Consider the following 15,080-nt stretch of genomic DNA (forward strand, 5'->3'; position numbering starts at 1 on the left):
CCGCTCAGACGTGCCGGGTTATGCCGCCATCGACACGGATGTTCTGGCCGGTGATGTAGCCCGCGCCATCGGACAGCAGGAAAGCCGCAGTCTTGGCGATCTCCTCCACATGGCCGATACGCTTCATCGGCACCTTTTCCGCCGTTTCCGGCTTATGGTTCAGGCTATCGATATAACCGGGCAGGATGCAGTTCATACGGATGTTGCTCGCGGCATAACGGTCCGCATAGAGCTTGGTGAAGGCGCCGGCCGCGGCGCGATAGGTGCAGGAGACCGGGAAGACGAGCGAGGGCTCATAGGCCGCGAAGGTGGTGATATTGACGAAGGCGCCCCTGCCCTGCCTCAGCATGACGGGCGTGACGAGCCGCGCCATGCGCACCAACGACAGGATCATCATGTCGGAACCGAGCGTCCAATCCTCGTCCTTGATGTCGAGAAGATCGCCCTTCGGCGGATGGCCGGTATGGTTCACGACGGCATCGATGCGGCCATAAGACTTCATGGCAAGGTCGAAGATGGCCTGGATGTCGGCGGCTTTCTCCGCCACGCCGCGCGAGGCGACGCCGCCGAGTTCGGCCGCGAGCTTTTCGCAGCTATCGGAGGGCGACATGAGCGCCAGCCGGTAGCCCTCCTCGTGGAGCTCGCGGGCGATCGCCTCGCCCATGCCGCGCCCGCCGCCGGTGATCAGCGCCACCGGTCTTTCCTCTGCCTCCGTCATGAACCTCTCCATTTCTCATCGCCCGCCGCACAGATGCGGGCTCTCATGGAGAGAGATATAACGGAGCAAGGCTTTTGCCTATCACTTAGAACGGCCTACATCCGCGAAAGCACGATGAGGACTTCTCCGCCCTTGCCGAGAAGCGAGAGCTTTCCGCGAGAGGGATCGGCCCGCCAGGTGCGGACTTCCGAGAGAGCCGCGAAGAACTTCATTTCCTGGTCCATCACGGCGGGGGCGCAGGCCATCTTGGTGGAAGCGATCGGCCCGAAGGCGATCTCCTCGCCGGTGAGCGTCGCCTTGGTGCTCATCCGGTTGCAGCCACCCGAGCCCGAGACCTTTCCGTCTTCGGCGATTTCCAGAACCGTCTGCAGGTTATCGATAACGCCCCTGCCGCGAATGTCCTCCGCAAGCCAGCGTCCCGCCGGGGACGCCGGGGCGGCCACTACCCGTTCGACCATGATATCCGTCTCCCCGGCTTTTCCCGTTTCGCCCGTAAAGACCGCGTGGCGCGTCGTGGTGATGAACATCAGGCGGTCGCCGAGCGTGATCCGCGCCTGCAGCGCATAGCTCCGGCCGGGCTGGATTTCGGCATCGTCATATTGCAGGCGGTACGGCACCGGAACCTGGCCCTCGGGCGTGAAGCTGACCTCGGCGAGCGTTTTGGAAGGAGCATCCGCCAGCGAGACGTCGACAAGCTTAACCTCGACGGATGCGCCGGGCGGCAGCGCCATGCGCTCCCGGTAGGCCACCGTGCCCTCCAGCGTCCTGATCTCGGCCAGTGCGGGTGCGGCGGCGATCACCGCCGCCAGCAGGGCAAGGCCGGCCGAGAGAGATTTCAAAATCGCAGGTGCCATCGGTCCGCTCCAATCCGTTGCCGTTTCCGTCATGGCAGCCTTCTATCACAGGTGGAAGCGGCTCTTCAAACGAGGCCGGACTTCCCGATCCCGCAAGACGATCAGTGCAGATGCCGCAGCTTGTCGGGATTGCGAACCACATAAATGGCGGCGATCTTTCCGTCCTCGATATCGAGCGCGGTCGTCTGGAGTTCGCCGTCCGCCTCCAGCGTGATGAAGCCGGGCAGGCCGTTGACGAAGCCCGCGCGCACGAGCTTCGAGCCATGTTTCCGGAACAATGCCGCCAGGTTTTCATGCACCTTCATCACCGCATCGAAGCCGAAGATCGGCTCCATGGCCGCCGAACGCTTGCCGCCGCCATCGGCATGGACGCTGACATCGGCCGCAAGCATCGAGCCGAGCGCCTTCATGTCGCCGCTGCGCGAGGCGGCGAAGAAAGCCTCCGCAAGCTCGACACCGCGCTGCCTGTCCACCTGAAACCGGGCTCTCGCCTCGCGGACGTGGGTGCGAGCACGGGCGGCAAGCTGACGGCAGGCGGCCGGATCGCGCTCGATGGTGGACGCGACCTCTTCGAAGCCGAGGCCGAACACATCATGCAGCAGGAAGGCGGCCCGTTCGAGCGGCGAAAGGCGCTCCAATGCGAGCATCAAAGGCAAGGTGACGTCTTCCTCCTCTTCCTCCTCGACGACAGGATCGGGAAGCCAGGGGCCGACATAGGTCTCGCGCTGGCGCCGCGCCGACTTCATTTGATCGAGACAAAGCCGCGTCACCGTGCGGCGCAGGAAGGCTTCCGGCTCGCGCACCTGGTCGCGGGCGGCCGGCAGCCAGCGGAGGAAGGCCGCCGGCACCAGAGCCTCCGCATCGGCTACCGAACCGAGCATCCGGTAGGCGACGCGCATGAGCTTCGGACGCAGCGGATCGAAGGTCGCCGCTGCGTCCTCATGGATGGCGCCCGCCATCAGGCGGCCACTTCCGCCTGGACGGCCTTCGCGGCCGCCGGCTCGACCCAGAGGCCGAAGCCGACCGCGAGGCGGTTCCATCCGTTGATGACGTTGATCATCAATGTGAGCTTCACCTGTTCCTCCGCCGTGAAGTTCGCCCAAAGGGCTTCATAGGCGCTTTCCCGCGCATGGCCTTCCGAAAGCCGGGTCAGGGCTTCGGTCCAGCCAAGTGCTGCCCGTTCGCGATCGGAATAGCAAGGGGCTTCGCGCCAGGCGGACAGGAGGTAGATGCGCTGCTCGGTCTCGCCCTTCGCCCGCGCTTCGGCGGTGTGCATGTTGATGCAGTTGGCGCAGCCGTTGATCTGCGAGGCGCGGATCTTGACGAGTTCGATGAGGCTCGGCTCGAGGCTCGCCGCGACATCGATCGATACGCTCATCCACTTCTTCATCAGAGCGGGGGCGGCGGTGAATGGATCAAGTTTGGCAGTCATGGTTCGCTTCCTTCTGTTGGTTACGACACCATGACGAGCCAGGTTTTGCGGATGTGACATGCGGGGGGATTTTTTTGGCAGATTATTCCGCCGGGCTTACCGCCTGCTGCCCCGATTTTTGATCATCGGCCAAATAGCTTCTTGCGATGACCACCGAAACATACACCGTGCCAATGAGATTGATGGAAACTGCAAGCAGGTAGAAGAGGAGGAGGCGAACAACGACCGGATCAGTCATCCCGACATTACTGCCGACCGCGCCCGGGTGCAGTAGGCCCACTAATAGAACGGAAACAAAGGCGGGAACCACGTAGCCGGCGACCAAGCGAAAAAAACGAGACCAAAAGCCGGTGGCACCGCGACGCCACGCGGCCGCGAGAGACGTGTCCCCCCGAGCCGCGTTTGACACAGGCCATGTACCGAGGGTCGCGAAAGCACCAGCCGCGAGTAAAAGCGCCACCAAGATGATGAAACCCAAGTTATCGAAACCTGACAACGCCAGCAATAATGACGGCAAAATCACGCTGGAGAAAAACAATACGAGGTTCTTCCAAAGAAAGGACCACAGCCCGTTAGGCCATCCAACTTGACCGGCGATTTTCTCTTTTCCCGATATGACTGCTTGCTGCATCCAAAATGATAAAAATAGCCACATGGCGTAAGCCCCCTTATTGGGCTCACTTCCGCTAACATCTTCGAACACGAAAAACCCAGCCATGATTGAGACTACCACGGCGAACATCCAAAAATTTCTGGTAATCAACGAAAGCGATTGAGCGAACATCAGATGCCCTCTGGTCTCCACGGCTTCACGGATACGCGGGGAGATAAGAAAGCTGAAGGCACGATTGCCTGACGCCCGGCACACGTGCTCGACGCTATCGCGAATAGCTGGATATTCATCCTGCCCCCGAATTGAATTCCCCCATCCGAAACTGAACGCGAAGCTGAACGAAGTCAATGCTCGGGTTGCATCTGAAGATGCAGTACAATCAAATTGTTATGCCTTATGCCAACTTCTGCACCATCGACATTGAATTCCACGCCGGTGAGGAATTCGGGCGCATCCAAAATGAGCACTTGGCGGACATGCATCTGGGACGGGCAACCGCGCCAACCTGTCCGCTCCGGACTTCACTGGCGTTAACCATTGATCGACGCGAGTGATTTAAAACCGGCTTCAACTTCCGGCGGTTGAGATCAACCTCCGCCCGAATGAAGCTGGGCGACAGAATGGGCCGAAATATCTTCTTCCTGGCGATCTTCGCCCTGTTCTGGGTTACCACCACCCCCTTCATCGATCTTAGAAATCCGGATGTGCTGCTTGGCCAGGAAGCTGGAGACGCCAGCAATCAAATCGCTGTCCTCCTGCTGCTGGCGATGTCGATCGGGATACTGTGGCAAAACCGGAGCGCCGCGCTTTCAGCCATTTCACCCGCGATGATCTGCGTGCTCCTGTGGCAGTTCGTTACGGTCGTCACCTCCAATCATCCCGATATCTCTCTCCGCCGTTACATCCTCAATGTCGCGGTCACGATCATAACGCTTGCCTGGATTTTGGCGCCTCAGGATACCGCGCAGTTCCGTCGCCTGCTGCGATGGGGATCAGCCTTTGTCCTCGCGCTTGCCTATTTCGGGGTCATGGTTTGGCCGGAGGTTTCCATCCACAATACCAGCGAGGTGCTGGAACTTGCCAATGCCGGGTCTTGGCGGGGACATTTCGCCCATAAGAACATCGCCGGCCCGGCCATGGTGGTCCTGATGCTGTTCTGGCTCTATCTCGCAAGTACGAGCGAAAGGAACACCGCAAAGATCGCCTATTGTCTGCTTGCCCTGCTTTCGCTGATTTTCCTCTATCAGAGCAACAACAAGACCTCGATCGGCCTTCTGGCGGTGGTGTTTCTGCTGGCGGCTCTCATCCAGCGCACAAAGTTCTTGCCATTGCAGATGGCATTGGCATTCGTGCCGGTCGGTTTCATGGCGCTGCTGACCGTCGGATCGGTCATGTTCGAGCCCATGGGCGAGCTGGTCGCAATGCTGGTTTCTGATCCGACCTTCACGAACAGGACGGATGTTTGGCGCTTCGCGATCGACCAGCTTCAGGGGCACCTATTTGCGGGCTATGGCTTCGAGACGTTCTGGGCAACATCCGAGCTACGGAATGCTTTTCACGAGACATGGGCCAATGCAGCCGGCCACGCCCATAACGGCTTGCTCAATGTGGCGATGTCCAGCGGTCTTGTCGGCGTGGTCCTCACCCTATGGTGGGTCTTTCTCAACCCACTATGGGATTTCAACAAATGTCAGAATTCCGACAATGATCCGCGCCTCGCGCTGCTCTTTTTGCGAATTTGGCTCTTCATGCTTCTTTACGCCAACCTCGAGTCCCCCTTCTTCGTGGGCCGAGGACAGGTTTGGTTCACACTGTTGGCTGCGGTATTCGGTTTGCGCCTGCATGCGAGAATGCCACAGGTCATTGAGCCATATTCCGGCGAGTACAGGGCGAATGACCGAATGAACGCCGCACTCCCGATGAAGACGGCGCTTCGGTGAGCATGCGGTCAAAGGTCGGCCACAGATCGGCAGCCGAGGACCTTCATTGCGACAATTTCTGCCCAACGGCAGCGCCGAGAAAGCCTCCTACGGCTGCTGATATGGCGGCACCCCAATTAGGTGATCCTAGAGACTGAGCGGCCCAAGCAGAAAGTCCAGCAAGGAGCCCACCAAGGAGGGCAGGCAAAATCTGTTTCATGTCCACCTCTTAACCGATATCGTGAATGCCCCGATTTCTACTCAGAATCATACTGTGCCTTTTGCGGCGTTCGTCGCAAAAAATCCGACACCTGCGGCAATTCTTTTCGGTCGAATGAAGCTGAATCGTTGGGAAAAGGCAGCATCGTTGTCCCAAGAGCAACATAGTGGCCCACAAAGGTCAACTAGCGAGGGCAATCGACAAAGAGGGAAGGGAGAAAATGGCGCACCCGAAGAGATTCGAACTCCTGACCCCCAGATTCGTAGTCTGGTGCTCTATCCAGCTGAGCTACGGGTGCGTACCGAAGCGGCGCGGTGCCGCTTGCGTGGCGATCCTCTAAAACGTCCTTCTCGCGATTGCAAGCGATTTTACCGCAAGAAGCGTCATTTTACTGTCAACTTGTCATCAACATGTTGGAACAACACGTTTTTCTTGGATCACGCGCGGGCGCGGTAATCCTCAAGGGAGACCGGCCGGTCGGGAATTTCGATGCGGAACTGCGTTCCCGGACCGGGCTTTTCCACAAGCGCAATGGTGCCGCTATGGGCAAGCACAAGCTCGCGGGCGATGACGAGGCCGAGCCCCGTACCGCCCGAGCGGGCGGAACCGCGAAAGGCCGAGAACAGGTTCTCCCGCGCCTTGCGGGGCATGCCGGGGCCGGTATCGTCGATCGTGATGCTGACGACGCTGCCGATGCGCTGCGCCGAGATCGTCATGCGGCGGACGACGGTCGCATCCTCCGGATCGAGATTGGCGAGCGCCTGGACGGCGTTGCGGCAGAGATTGTGGATCACCCGGAACAGCTGCTCGCTGTCGGCTTCGACCTCGAGATCGGCGGCGATCTGTTCCACGAATTCTATTCCCGCTTCAGGATCGATCGCCAGGATATCGCGTACTTCCTGACAGAGATCCGCAAGGCGGATGCGCCGCCGCCTGGGCGCCGCTTCGGAGGCCTGCCCGTAGGCCAGAACCTCGCTGGTGTATCCGACCGCGCGGTCGATGGTGCGCAACAGCTTCGGGGCGAAGCTGCGAACCATCGGGTCTTCCACATCGACAAGGCGGTCCGACATGAGCTGCGCCGAGGCCAGGATATTGCGCATGTCGTGATTGATCTTGGAAACCGCGAGCCCGAGATCGGCCAGATTCTTCTGCTGCCTCAGCGTCCGCTGCAGCTCCACCTGCATATTGGTCAGAAACCGTCCCGCAACCGCAAGCTCGCCTCTCGACTTGTCTGCGGTGAATACCCGCGAGGGATCGTCCGGCTGCTCGGAAAACTTTCGCATGGAAAGGGTGAGGCGGCGGATCGGCAGGATCATCATGCGATTGATGGCCAGGAAGATCAGTATGGCGGTGATCAGCGAGATAACCAGCGACAGCACGAACATCATCTTGGAATAGCGCAGCATGTCCTTGCGCAGCGCATCGTCGGTCATCACCAGTTCGATGATCATCTCGCTTTCGCCGATCGGGCCATAGACGCGCATCACGCGCCCGCCGCCGAAGAAGAGCGTGTTCAACGCATCCTTCATCGAAGTGGGCATCGAGATATCGGCAAGATCGTACTGGTCGTCCACCTGGGGCGGCACGTCGACGGCGGCAAGCAGCCGGGAGGTGCCATCCTTCTTCAGCGCGATAAGCTTGGTGCCGGTCGCAAGAAGCGTATCGTCCTGGACCGCGCGCGGCAGCTCGGCCGGCTGAAGCCCGTCGATGACGATGCCGGCGGCGGCGGCCGTATCCAGCCGATCCCGCAGCCAGTTCATGCGCATGCCCGCCACCGACGGCATGAAGATCAGGATTTCGGCGAGCATGACGAAGACGACGGTGAGCCAGAGCAACCGGCCGGAAAGGCCGCTGAAAAGCCGCGGCATCGGCTCGGGGCCGGTGCCTTCCGTCTTCTCAACTGCGGCTTGGCCCGAGGTCTCCGCCTCGTCCTTCATGCGGATCTCCGTTTCAAGGCTCAAGCGCCACGAGGAATCGTGGCGGCCGTGGATCGTGGTCGATATTTTAGAACATTATGGCAGTTTTACCAGTGCGTGCCGCAGCGGCAAAAAAGCAGCGGGGAGAGGCCTGCCTCTCCCCGCCTTCCATGCGATAGCAACGTCAGATCAAAACTCTTCCCAGTCGCCCGCCGCCTGAGCCGCCGGCGCGGCGCCGCCGCCGCCGAAAGCTCTCGAAAGAGCGCCCGTCATCGCCCGGACAGGCGACAGCTTGGGACGGTGGCTCGGCGTCGCGGCCACCATACGAGGAGTGGCATTTACAGGCGCCGCCTGCCGCGGCTTCGGCGAGACGACCGATTGAGCCCCCTCGCCGATCCTGAAACCGGAAACGAGCGCGAACAATTCGTCGGCATCGGAAGAGAGCTTCTGGGTCGCAGCCGACGTTTCCTCCACCATAGCGGCATTCTTCTGGGTCACCTGGTCCATTTCATTGACGGCGGTGTTGACCTCGGCCAGCCCCGTCGCCTGCTCCTTCGAAGCGACTGCGATCGAATGGATATGATCGTTGATACGGAGCACCCGGGCTTCGATTTCCGAAAGCGCCTCGCCGGTCTTCTGTACCAGCTTGACGCCGCCGGCGACTTCCCCGCCGGATTTGCTGATCAGCGCCTTGATATCCTTTGCAGCACTTGCGGAACGCTGCGCCAGCTCACGCACTTCCTGGGCAACCACGGCGAAGCCCTTGCCGGCTTCGCCCGCGCGGGCCGCCTCGACGCCGGCGTTCAGCGCCAGGAGATTGGTCTGGAAGGCGATCTCGTCGATGACATTGGTGATCTGGGCGATCTCCCGCGATGCCTGCTCGATGCGCCCCATGGCCTCCACCGCGCTGCGCACGACATCGCCCGATTGCACCGCCGCCTCCTTGGCCTCGCCCACCATGACGGTCGCCTCCTGCGCCCGCTCAGTGGAATTGCGCACGACGGAGGTGATCTCTTCGAGCGCCGCGGAAGTTTCCTCGAGTGCGGCCGCCTGCTGCTCGGTGCGCCTTGAAAGGTCGTTGGTGGCGTTGCTGAGCTCGGCGGCGCTGCCGTTGATGGAGCCGGTGGCAGCGCGTACGTTCTGCATGGTGCCGCGCAGCGTCTCCATCGTGCCGTTGACATTCTGCTGGAGTTCCGCGAACGCGCCCTTGAAATCGCCTTCCATGGTATCGGTGAGGTCGCCTTCGGCGAGGCTCTTCACCACGCGGCGCGTCTCCGAAATGCCGGCATCGACGCTCGCCATGAGCTGATCCACATCGCGGGCGAAGAGATCGAGGCTTTCGTCATCGAACTGCTTGTCGATGCGCCGGGTGAAATCACCCATGGCCGCTGCGGCGACGACCGCCCCCATACGGGTCCTGAGCTCGTCGCTCCTGGCGCGCGTGCCCGCTTCCTGGGCATTCATGCGGGCGACCTCTATGCCGTTCCTGCGGAAGACCTCGATCGCGGTCGCCATGTCGCCGATTTCATCCGCACGACCGGCGGAACCCACCGGCGCATCGAAATCGCCCGAAGCGATCCGCTTCATGATCACAGTAAGCTCCGTGATCGGCTGGCTGAGCTGACGGCGCCCGAGATAGAGGCCGAAACCCGCGCCCGCGCCGACACCGATAAGGGTCGTTGCCAGAACGGCATAGAAGACGGTGTTGTTGAAGGCATCCATCCCGTCGCTCAGCCTGGCAAGCTGATCCTGATCCGCCTTGACGATGGCGTCGATTTCAGCCTGATAGGCCTTGCGGTTGGCGCGATTGGCTTCGTTATTGCCCTGAAGGTTGGCCGCCTGCGGCCCTTCCGCCTGGCTGAGCCGAGCCGTCTCGCTTCTGAAGCTCTTGAACTCCGCGGAACGGGCAACGAGCTTCTCGAAGGCATCCTTCTGCTCTGCCGGCACCTTCGGCCGCCATTCGGCGACAAGCGCGTCCATCTTGCCCAGCGATTTCAGCATGCCCTCGCCGAACTGCTTGGCGGCTTCCTTATCCTTGGCCGCATAGATGCCGCGGGCATCCATCACCACGGCGGTCACCAGCCGGTTCAGGTGCTCGCCCTTATAGACGCGGTCCGCCACGTCCGAATATTCCTGCATCTGCTTGCGATACTCGCCGATCGCGAAGAGCGAAATGCCGCCGATCAAGAAGGCGACGAGGCTCATCAGCCCGACGAGAAGATTGATCTTTGCCCTGATTTTCAATGCCGGCTCCTATGCCCACGAAATGTTGAACGTGGAGAACGGCATCGATACCGGTGCTCCCCCATCCCCTGATGCTAAAACTAGCAATTAGAAATTAATAAAGTTTGAGTGGCTAAAAGAACGCAGCAAAGAGAAAATTTACTTAAACACAACTTCACTTAGTAAGCATCTACGCCATAACTCCCGGCACTAACGTATAGATTGGGAAATTATTTTCTACATTTCAGGCATCGGGCAGATTATCGAACGAATTGCAATCGTTAATAGGCTTCTTCAAATTTTACCATTTCAGGATGTTCTTTTAAACGTCGACATTCCGGATGCAATCCGCACGCGCGCCGGCTTGGTACCGGCTGGACGATTGACTTTCGGAGCGGAGTCCTCTTATAAGCCGCGCACGTTCAGCTCCAGCAGGCTCGCGCGTACGCAGCCTATTGCGCCGGACGTTTCCGAAACGCTCTTGCTTTTTTAAAGCAAACTCAAGAAGGGCCGCACACCGCGGTATCAAAAAAATGAAGCGTACCTATCAACCGTCCAAGCTTGTTCGCAAGCGTCGTCACGGCTTCCGTGCCCGCATGGCTACCGCCGGCGGCCGCAAGGTTCTTTCCGCCCGCCGCGCACGTGGCCGCAAGCGTCTCTCGGCTTAAGGCCGGGCAAGCCCGACAAGTATCCGGGCGATGACGAACGAGAAAAATGCGAAAAAGGCTGTCGGGCGGCTGAAAAGCCGGCCGCAGTTTCTTGCTGTCCGGGAGGGAGAAAGCCGCAGGGGCCGTACTTTCCTTCTGGAGGTTCTTGACCGCAAGGCGCCCGAAGAGGCGCCGCGTGTCGGGTTCACCGTTACGAAGAAACACGGCAACGCGGTGGAACGCAACCGCATGCGGCGACGCCTCAAAGAGGCGGTGAGGCAATCTGCCGGGTTTGCAATGAAGGCCGGACACGACTATGTCATTGTCGCGCGCCGCGAGGTGCTGAAGACACCCTTCGCCGAACTGACGGCCCAGCTTGCCGAGCGCATCGAAGCACGGCCGAAACCGAAGCGGTCCGAGGAGACCCGTTCCAGGAAAGCATGATGGAAAAAAACCGCAACTACTTCATCGCGATCGCGCTTTCGGTGGCGATCGTCCTTGCCTGGCAGTTCTTCTACATGGGCCCCCGGTTGGAAGCCCAGCGGCGCGCCGAAGAGGCCGCACGCGCCCAACAGCAGCAGACGCAGACGATCACGCCGGAAAGCCCCGGCGCCACGGTCAGCGGCGCGCTTCCGGGACAGGCGCAGGCCCAGGCCAACGCAACCCGCGATCAGGCTCTTGCGAAGACGCCCCGCATCGAAATCGATACGCCGGCCCTTTCCGGCTCCATCAATCTCGCCGGCGCCCGTTTCGACGATCTGAAGCTGCGCGAATATCATGAGACGGTCGACGACTCGAGCCCGATCATCACCCTCTTCTCCCCGGCCGACACCCGCGACGGCTATTTCACCGAAATCGGCTATATTCAGAGCGAGGCCTCCGGCGCCGTGCCCGGTCCGGCCACGCAGTGGACGCTCACCAGCGGCGAGAAGCTGACGCACGGGACGCCGGTAACGCTGACCTTCACCAACGAGAAGGGCATCACGTTCACCCGCACCATCTCGGTCGACGACCATTACATGATCACTGTCGCCGACAAGGTCGACAACGTCACCGGCGAGCCGGTATCGCTCGCGACCTACGGCCGCGTCATCCGCTATAACAAGCCGGCGACGCCCTCCGTCTATGTCATCCACGAAGGCTTCCTCGGCGTGATCGGCCAGGATACCGGCCTCGTGGAAGAGAGCTATCACAACATCGAGGAAGCTGCAGTCACCAACCCGAAGGCGACCACCGGATGGCTCGGCATTACCGACAAATACTGGGCCGCCGCGATCGTTCCGCCGCAGGCTCTGGCATATGAATCACGCTTCTCGCATTTCACCGACGGCCAGCCGCGCTATCAGGCGGACTACAAGACTGATGCGTTGACCATCCAGCCCGGCCAGTCCGCCGAGCTCAAGAACCTGATCTTCGCGGGCGCCAAGGAAGTGCCGCTCGTCGATCGCTACGAGGCGGAATATTCCATTCCGCGCTTCGACCTCCTGATCGACTGGGGCTGGTTCTACTTCATCACCAAGCCGATGTTCAAACTGATGGACTTCTTCTTCCGTCATGTGGGCAATTTCGGCCTCGCGATCCTGCTCACCACCATCGTGGTGAAGGCGATCTTCTTCCCGCTCGCCAGCAAGCAGTATGCCTCCATGGCCAACATGAAGCGCGTGCAGCCGAAGATGGAGGAGCTGAAGGCCAAGCATGGCGACGACCGCATGGCCATGCAGCAGGCCATGATGCAGCTCTACAAGGAAGAGAAGATCAACCCGATCGCTGGCTGCTGGCCGGTACTGTTGCAGATCCCGGTCTTCTTCGCGCTCTACAAGGTCATCTACGTCACCATCGAGATGCGGCACGCGCCCTTCTTCGGCTGGATTCAGGATCTTTCCGCGCCCGATCCGACCTCGCTCTTCAACCTGTTCGGCCTGCTTCCCTACGACGTGCCGCACTTCCTCATGATCGGCGTGTGGCCGATCATCATGGGCATCACGATGTTCCTGCAGATGCGCATGAACCCGACGCCGCCGGACCCGACCCAGGCAATGATCTTCACCTGGATGCCGCTGATCTTCACCTTCATGCTGGCGACCTTCCCGGCCGGTCTCGTCATCTACTGGGCGTGGAACAACACGCTGTCGATCATGCAGCAGGCGGCCATCATGAAGCGCCACGGCGCCAAGATCGAGCTCTTCGACAATCTGAAGGGCGTCTTCCGACGAAAACCGGAACCGACCAAATAAGCACGGAAAGCCCCGCTTCGGCGGGGTTTTTCTTTTGCGCGATCCCTCGCGTGCTTGACTTTGTCGGCCAAAATACGGAAGCCGTGTCCTACACGGACAGACAAGCGACAGACAGGTGGCACCGATGCCGGCAGAAGACATGAATAACGACAGGCCGCTTTTCGGACGCCCCTGGATCTTCATCCGCGGCGTGCCGTCGATGAAATTCCTGCCGCCGGAAGGGCCGCTGGAAGTGGCTTTCGCCGGCCGTTCGAATGTCGGCAAGTCATCGCTGATCAACGCGCTGGTCGGCCGGAAGGGGCTTGCCCGCACCTCCAACACGCCCGGCCGCACCCAGGAGCTCAACTATTTCGTGCCGGAGGGCTATTCCGGCGAAGGCGGCGACCTGCCGCCGATGGCGATTGTCGACATGCCCGGCTACGGCTATGCGCAGGCGCCGAAGGAACAGGTCGACACCTGGACGAAGCTCGTCTTCGACTATCTGCGCGGCCGCGCGACGCTGAAGCGCGTCTATGTGCTGATCGACAGCCGCCGCGGCGTCAAGAAGAACGATGAGGAAGTGCTCGACCTGCTCGACAAGGCCGCCGTCTCCTACCAGATCGTGCTCACCAAGACCGACAAGATCAAGGAAGCGGGCGTCGACAGGCTGATTTCCGAAACGACGGAAAAGATCCGCAAGCGGCCCGCGGCCTATCCTTTCGTGCTCGCCACCTCTTCCGAAAAGGGCAAGGGGCTCGACGACCTGCGCCAGGCGATCTCCGAAACCGTGGGCCAGCCGGTCTGACGACCTAAAGCGCTTCGCAAACTTTCAGATTTGCTTCCTCCGCTTGGCCCATGTCGTTATCGCAAAACCGCTTCACACTTTTGCGCGACATGCTTTACGCCGAGAGCGTGGTCAACAGCGCGGCAAGCGAGATGAGCGCCACCGAGCGCCACAGGAAAAGCGACCCCCAGATCTGAGCCGCCAACTGGCGGAAGGAACCTCTATAAAGCCGTCGCGAAGGCGGATGAAGGAACGACTGCGAAATCGCGGGCGGCAGGCGCTCCAGCGGGTAATCCTCCTCCAGAGTGGCGAGGTTACGCTGCCACTGGATCACCATCTGCGCAAAGCCGCGATCGCGGCCGATGCGCTCCTCGACGACCCTTCGCGCTTCCGGCGAAAGGACGCCCAGCACATATTCCCCCGCCAATAGCTGATCGCGCGAGCGGTCTCCCCTGCTTTGCTTCGGTAACGTCATCTCCGGGTCTTCTCCTCTCAACCCTTCGCAGTTTCTATCGGACCACGCTTTTTCTCCGATGTCACTTCAAAATGAACTTTACAGCCCAAGAGGCCGAAAGTTGAAGCGAGCATTGTTTCCTCCGTCAAAAACATGCGTTACAAGGCCCCACTTACTCTTGAGGGGTCTTCGATGAGCGGTACCGACGGCGAGCTTCAGGCAAAACTTCTGGCGCAGGCGCTGCCCTATATGCAGCGATATGAAAACAAGACGATCGTCGTGAAGTATGGCGGCCATGCCATGGGCGACGCGGAACTCGGCAAGGCTTTCGCTGCCGATATCGCACTCCTCAAGCAATCGGGCGTCAACCCCATCGTCGTCCATGGCGGCGGACCGCAGATCGGCGCGATGCTGACCAAGATGGGTATCGAATCCAAATTCGAGGGCGGCCTGCGCGTCACGGACCGCAAGACGGTCGAGATCGTCGAAATGGTGCTCGCCGGCTCGATCAACAAGGAGATCGTCGCGCTCATCAACCAGACCGGCGAATGGGCGATCGGCCTTTGCGGCAAGGACGGAAACATGGTCTTCGCCGAGAAGGCGAAGAAGACCGTGGTCGATCCCGACAGCAATATCGAGCGCGTGCTGGACCTCGGCTATGTCGGCGAGGTGGTCGAAGTCGACCGCACCCTGCTCGACCTTCTCGCGAAATCCGAGATGATCCCGGTCATTGCGCCGGTGGCGCCCGGCCGCGACGGCGCGACCTACAACATCAATGCCGATACCTTTGCCGGCGCGATCGCCGGCGCGCTCAACGCCACCCGTCTCCTCTTCCTCACCGATGTTCCCGGCGTTCTCGACAAGAACAAGGAACTCATCAAGGAACTGACGGTGGCGCAGGCGCAGGCGCTGATCAAGGACGGCACGATCTCCGGCGGCATGATCCCCAAGGTCGAGACCTGTATCGACGCGATCAAGGCCGGCGTTCAGGGCGTCGTCATCCTGAACGGCAAGACCCCCCACTCCGTGCTGCTCGAAATCTTCACCGAGCGCGGGGCCGGAACGCTGATCGTTCCCTAATGCCGAG

At 60.7% G+C, this 15,080-nt stretch carries 14 protein-coding genes and 1 tRNA gene; 6 read left to right on the forward strand and 9 right to left on the reverse strand.

Features of this window, described 5'->3' with window-relative positions; all coding sequences use genetic code 11:
- Window positions 1-4 precede the first annotated feature (4 nt).
- From ACE04I_RS15530 to ACE04I_RS15550, 5 genes are all read right to left on the reverse strand, one after another.
- Entirely contained in the window at window positions 5-718 is a 714-nt protein-coding gene (locus ACE04I_RS15530; protein ID WP_046794131.1) for an SDR family oxidoreductase, read from the reverse strand.
- Window positions 719-813: 95 nt separating this feature from the next.
- Window positions 814-1,605: a YbaY family lipoprotein gene (locus ACE04I_RS15535; RefSeq protein ID WP_052760382.1), complete on the reverse strand. Its 792-nt coding sequence runs from the start codon at window positions 1,603-1,605 to the stop codon at window positions 814-816.
- A gap of 68 nt (window positions 1,606-1,673) precedes the next feature.
- Window positions 1,674-2,531, reverse strand: coding sequence for a sigma-70 family RNA polymerase sigma factor (locus ACE04I_RS15540; protein WP_487207271.1), 858 nt, complete (start codon window positions 2,529-2,531; stop codon window positions 1,674-1,676).
- Window positions 2,531-3,004, reverse strand: a complete 474-nt coding sequence (locus ACE04I_RS15545) for a carboxymuconolactone decarboxylase family protein (RefSeq protein ID WP_046794129.1) — start codon at window positions 3,002-3,004, stop codon at window positions 2,531-2,533. The genes ACE04I_RS15540 and ACE04I_RS15545 overlap by 1 nt, the downstream gene beginning before the upstream one ends.
- Before the next feature lie 82 nt (window positions 3,005-3,086).
- Window positions 3,087-3,788 (reverse strand): hypothetical protein, encoded by a 702-nt coding sequence (locus tag ACE04I_RS15550; protein WP_052760381.1) that lies wholly within the window; start codon window positions 3,786-3,788, stop codon window positions 3,087-3,089.
- A gap of 449 nt (window positions 3,789-4,237) precedes the next feature.
- On the opposite strand from ACE04I_RS15550, the gene ACE04I_RS15555 reads away from it, so the two are divergent.
- On the forward strand, window positions 4,238-5,557 hold the full coding sequence (locus tag ACE04I_RS15555) for an O-antigen ligase family protein (protein ID WP_170986328.1): 1,320 nt from the start codon (window positions 4,238-4,240) through the stop codon (window positions 5,555-5,557).
- A gap of 420 nt (window positions 5,558-5,977) precedes the next feature.
- On the opposite strand, the gene ACE04I_RS15560 is transcribed toward ACE04I_RS15555, so the two are convergent.
- From ACE04I_RS15560 to ACE04I_RS15570, 3 genes are all read right to left on the reverse strand, one after another.
- Window positions 5,978-6,054 (reverse strand) — tRNA-Arg (locus ACE04I_RS15560).
- Between the two features lie 139 nt (window positions 6,055-6,193).
- Entirely contained in the window at window positions 6,194-7,624 is a 1,431-nt protein-coding gene (locus tag ACE04I_RS15565) for an ATP-binding protein (protein WP_245282084.1), read from the reverse strand.
- Window positions 7,625-7,861: 237 nt separating this feature from the next.
- A complete protein-coding gene (locus ACE04I_RS15570) occupies window positions 7,862-9,916 on the reverse strand; it encodes a methyl-accepting chemotaxis protein (RefSeq protein ID WP_046794125.1) in 2,055 nt (684 codons plus the stop codon).
- Window positions 9,917-10,428: 512 nt separating this feature from the next.
- Between ACE04I_RS15570 and rpmH the strand changes: the two genes are divergently transcribed.
- From rpmH to yihA, 4 genes are all read left to right on the forward strand, one after another.
- Window positions 10,429-10,563 carry a 50S ribosomal protein L34 gene (gene rpmH / locus ACE04I_RS15575; RefSeq protein ID WP_046794124.1) on the forward strand — a complete coding sequence of 45 codons (135 nt, stop codon included), beginning with the start codon at window positions 10,429-10,431 and terminating at the stop codon, window positions 10,561-10,563.
- Window positions 10,564-10,593: 30 nt separating this feature from the next.
- A complete protein-coding gene (rnpA, locus tag ACE04I_RS15580; protein ID WP_046794123.1) occupies window positions 10,594-10,986 on the forward strand; it encodes a ribonuclease P protein component in 393 nt (130 codons plus the stop codon).
- On the forward strand, window positions 10,986-12,776 hold the full coding sequence (gene yidC, locus ACE04I_RS15585; RefSeq protein WP_046794122.1) for a membrane protein insertase YidC: 1,791 nt from the start codon (window positions 10,986-10,988) through the stop codon (window positions 12,774-12,776). Before rnpA ends, yidC begins: the two co-directional genes overlap by 1 nt.
- Window positions 12,777-12,900: 124 nt before the next feature.
- Window positions 12,901-13,560 (forward strand): ribosome biogenesis GTP-binding protein YihA/YsxC, encoded by a 660-nt coding sequence (gene yihA / locus ACE04I_RS15590; protein WP_487207272.1) that lies wholly within the window; start codon window positions 12,901-12,903, stop codon window positions 13,558-13,560.
- 94 nt (window positions 13,561-13,654) lie between these two features.
- On the opposite strand, the gene ACE04I_RS15595 is transcribed toward yihA, so the two are convergent.
- On the reverse strand, window positions 13,655-14,014 hold the full coding sequence (locus ACE04I_RS15595) for a hypothetical protein (RefSeq protein WP_046794339.1): 360 nt from the start codon (window positions 14,012-14,014) through the stop codon (window positions 13,655-13,657).
- A 171-nt stretch (window positions 14,015-14,185) separates the two neighbouring features.
- Here ACE04I_RS15595 and argB point away from each other — a divergent pair, with 171 nt between their 5' ends.
- The gene (gene argB, locus ACE04I_RS15600; RefSeq protein ID WP_046794121.1) at window positions 14,186-15,073 is read left to right on the forward strand and encodes an acetylglutamate kinase; all 888 of its coding nucleotides are present in this window, start codon (window positions 14,186-14,188) and stop codon (window positions 15,071-15,073) included.
- Window positions 15,074-15,080 lie beyond the last annotated feature (7 nt).

This window comes from Rhizobium moroccans, assembly GCF_057559155.1.

Coding starts and splice junctions, on each gene's coding strand:
- ACE04I_RS15550 (WP_052760381.1), bottom strand. CDS start 3,788: ATGTTCGCTCAATCGCTTTCGTTGATTACCAGAAATTTTTGGATGTTC.
- yihA (WP_487207272.1), top strand. CDS start 12,901: ATGCCGGCAGAAGACATGAATAACGACAGGCCGCTTTTCGGACGCCCC.
- argB (WP_046794121.1), top strand. CDS start 14,186: ATGAGCGGTACCGACGGCGAGCTTCAGGCAAAACTTCTGGCGCAGGCG.
- ACE04I_RS15540 (WP_487207271.1), bottom strand. CDS start 2,531: ATGGCGGGCGCCATCCATGAGGACGCAGCGGCGACCTTCGATCCGCTG.
- rpmH (WP_046794124.1), top strand. CDS start 10,429: ATGAAGCGTACCTATCAACCGTCCAAGCTTGTTCGCAAGCGTCGTCAC.
- ACE04I_RS15595 (WP_046794339.1), bottom strand. CDS start 14,014: ATGACGTTACCGAAGCAAAGCAGGGGAGACCGCTCGCGCGATCAGCTA.
- ACE04I_RS15545 (WP_046794129.1), bottom strand. CDS start 3,004: ATGACTGCCAAACTTGATCCATTCACCGCCGCCCCCGCTCTGATGAAG.
- ACE04I_RS15535 (WP_052760382.1), bottom strand. CDS start 1,605: ATGACGGAAACGGCAACGGATTGGAGCGGACCGATGGCACCTGCGATT.
- ACE04I_RS15555 (WP_170986328.1), top strand. CDS start 4,238: ATGGGCCGAAATATCTTCTTCCTGGCGATCTTCGCCCTGTTCTGGGTT.
- yidC (WP_046794122.1), top strand. CDS start 10,986: ATGGAAAAAAACCGCAACTACTTCATCGCGATCGCGCTTTCGGTGGCG.
- ACE04I_RS15565 (WP_245282084.1), bottom strand. CDS start 7,624: ATGCCGCGGCTTTTCAGCGGCCTTTCCGGCCGGTTGCTCTGGCTCACC.
- rnpA (WP_046794123.1), top strand. CDS start 10,594: ATGACGAACGAGAAAAATGCGAAAAAGGCTGTCGGGCGGCTGAAAAGC.
- ACE04I_RS15530 (WP_046794131.1), bottom strand. CDS start 718: ATGACGGAGGCAGAGGAAAGACCGGTGGCGCTGATCACCGGCGGCGGG.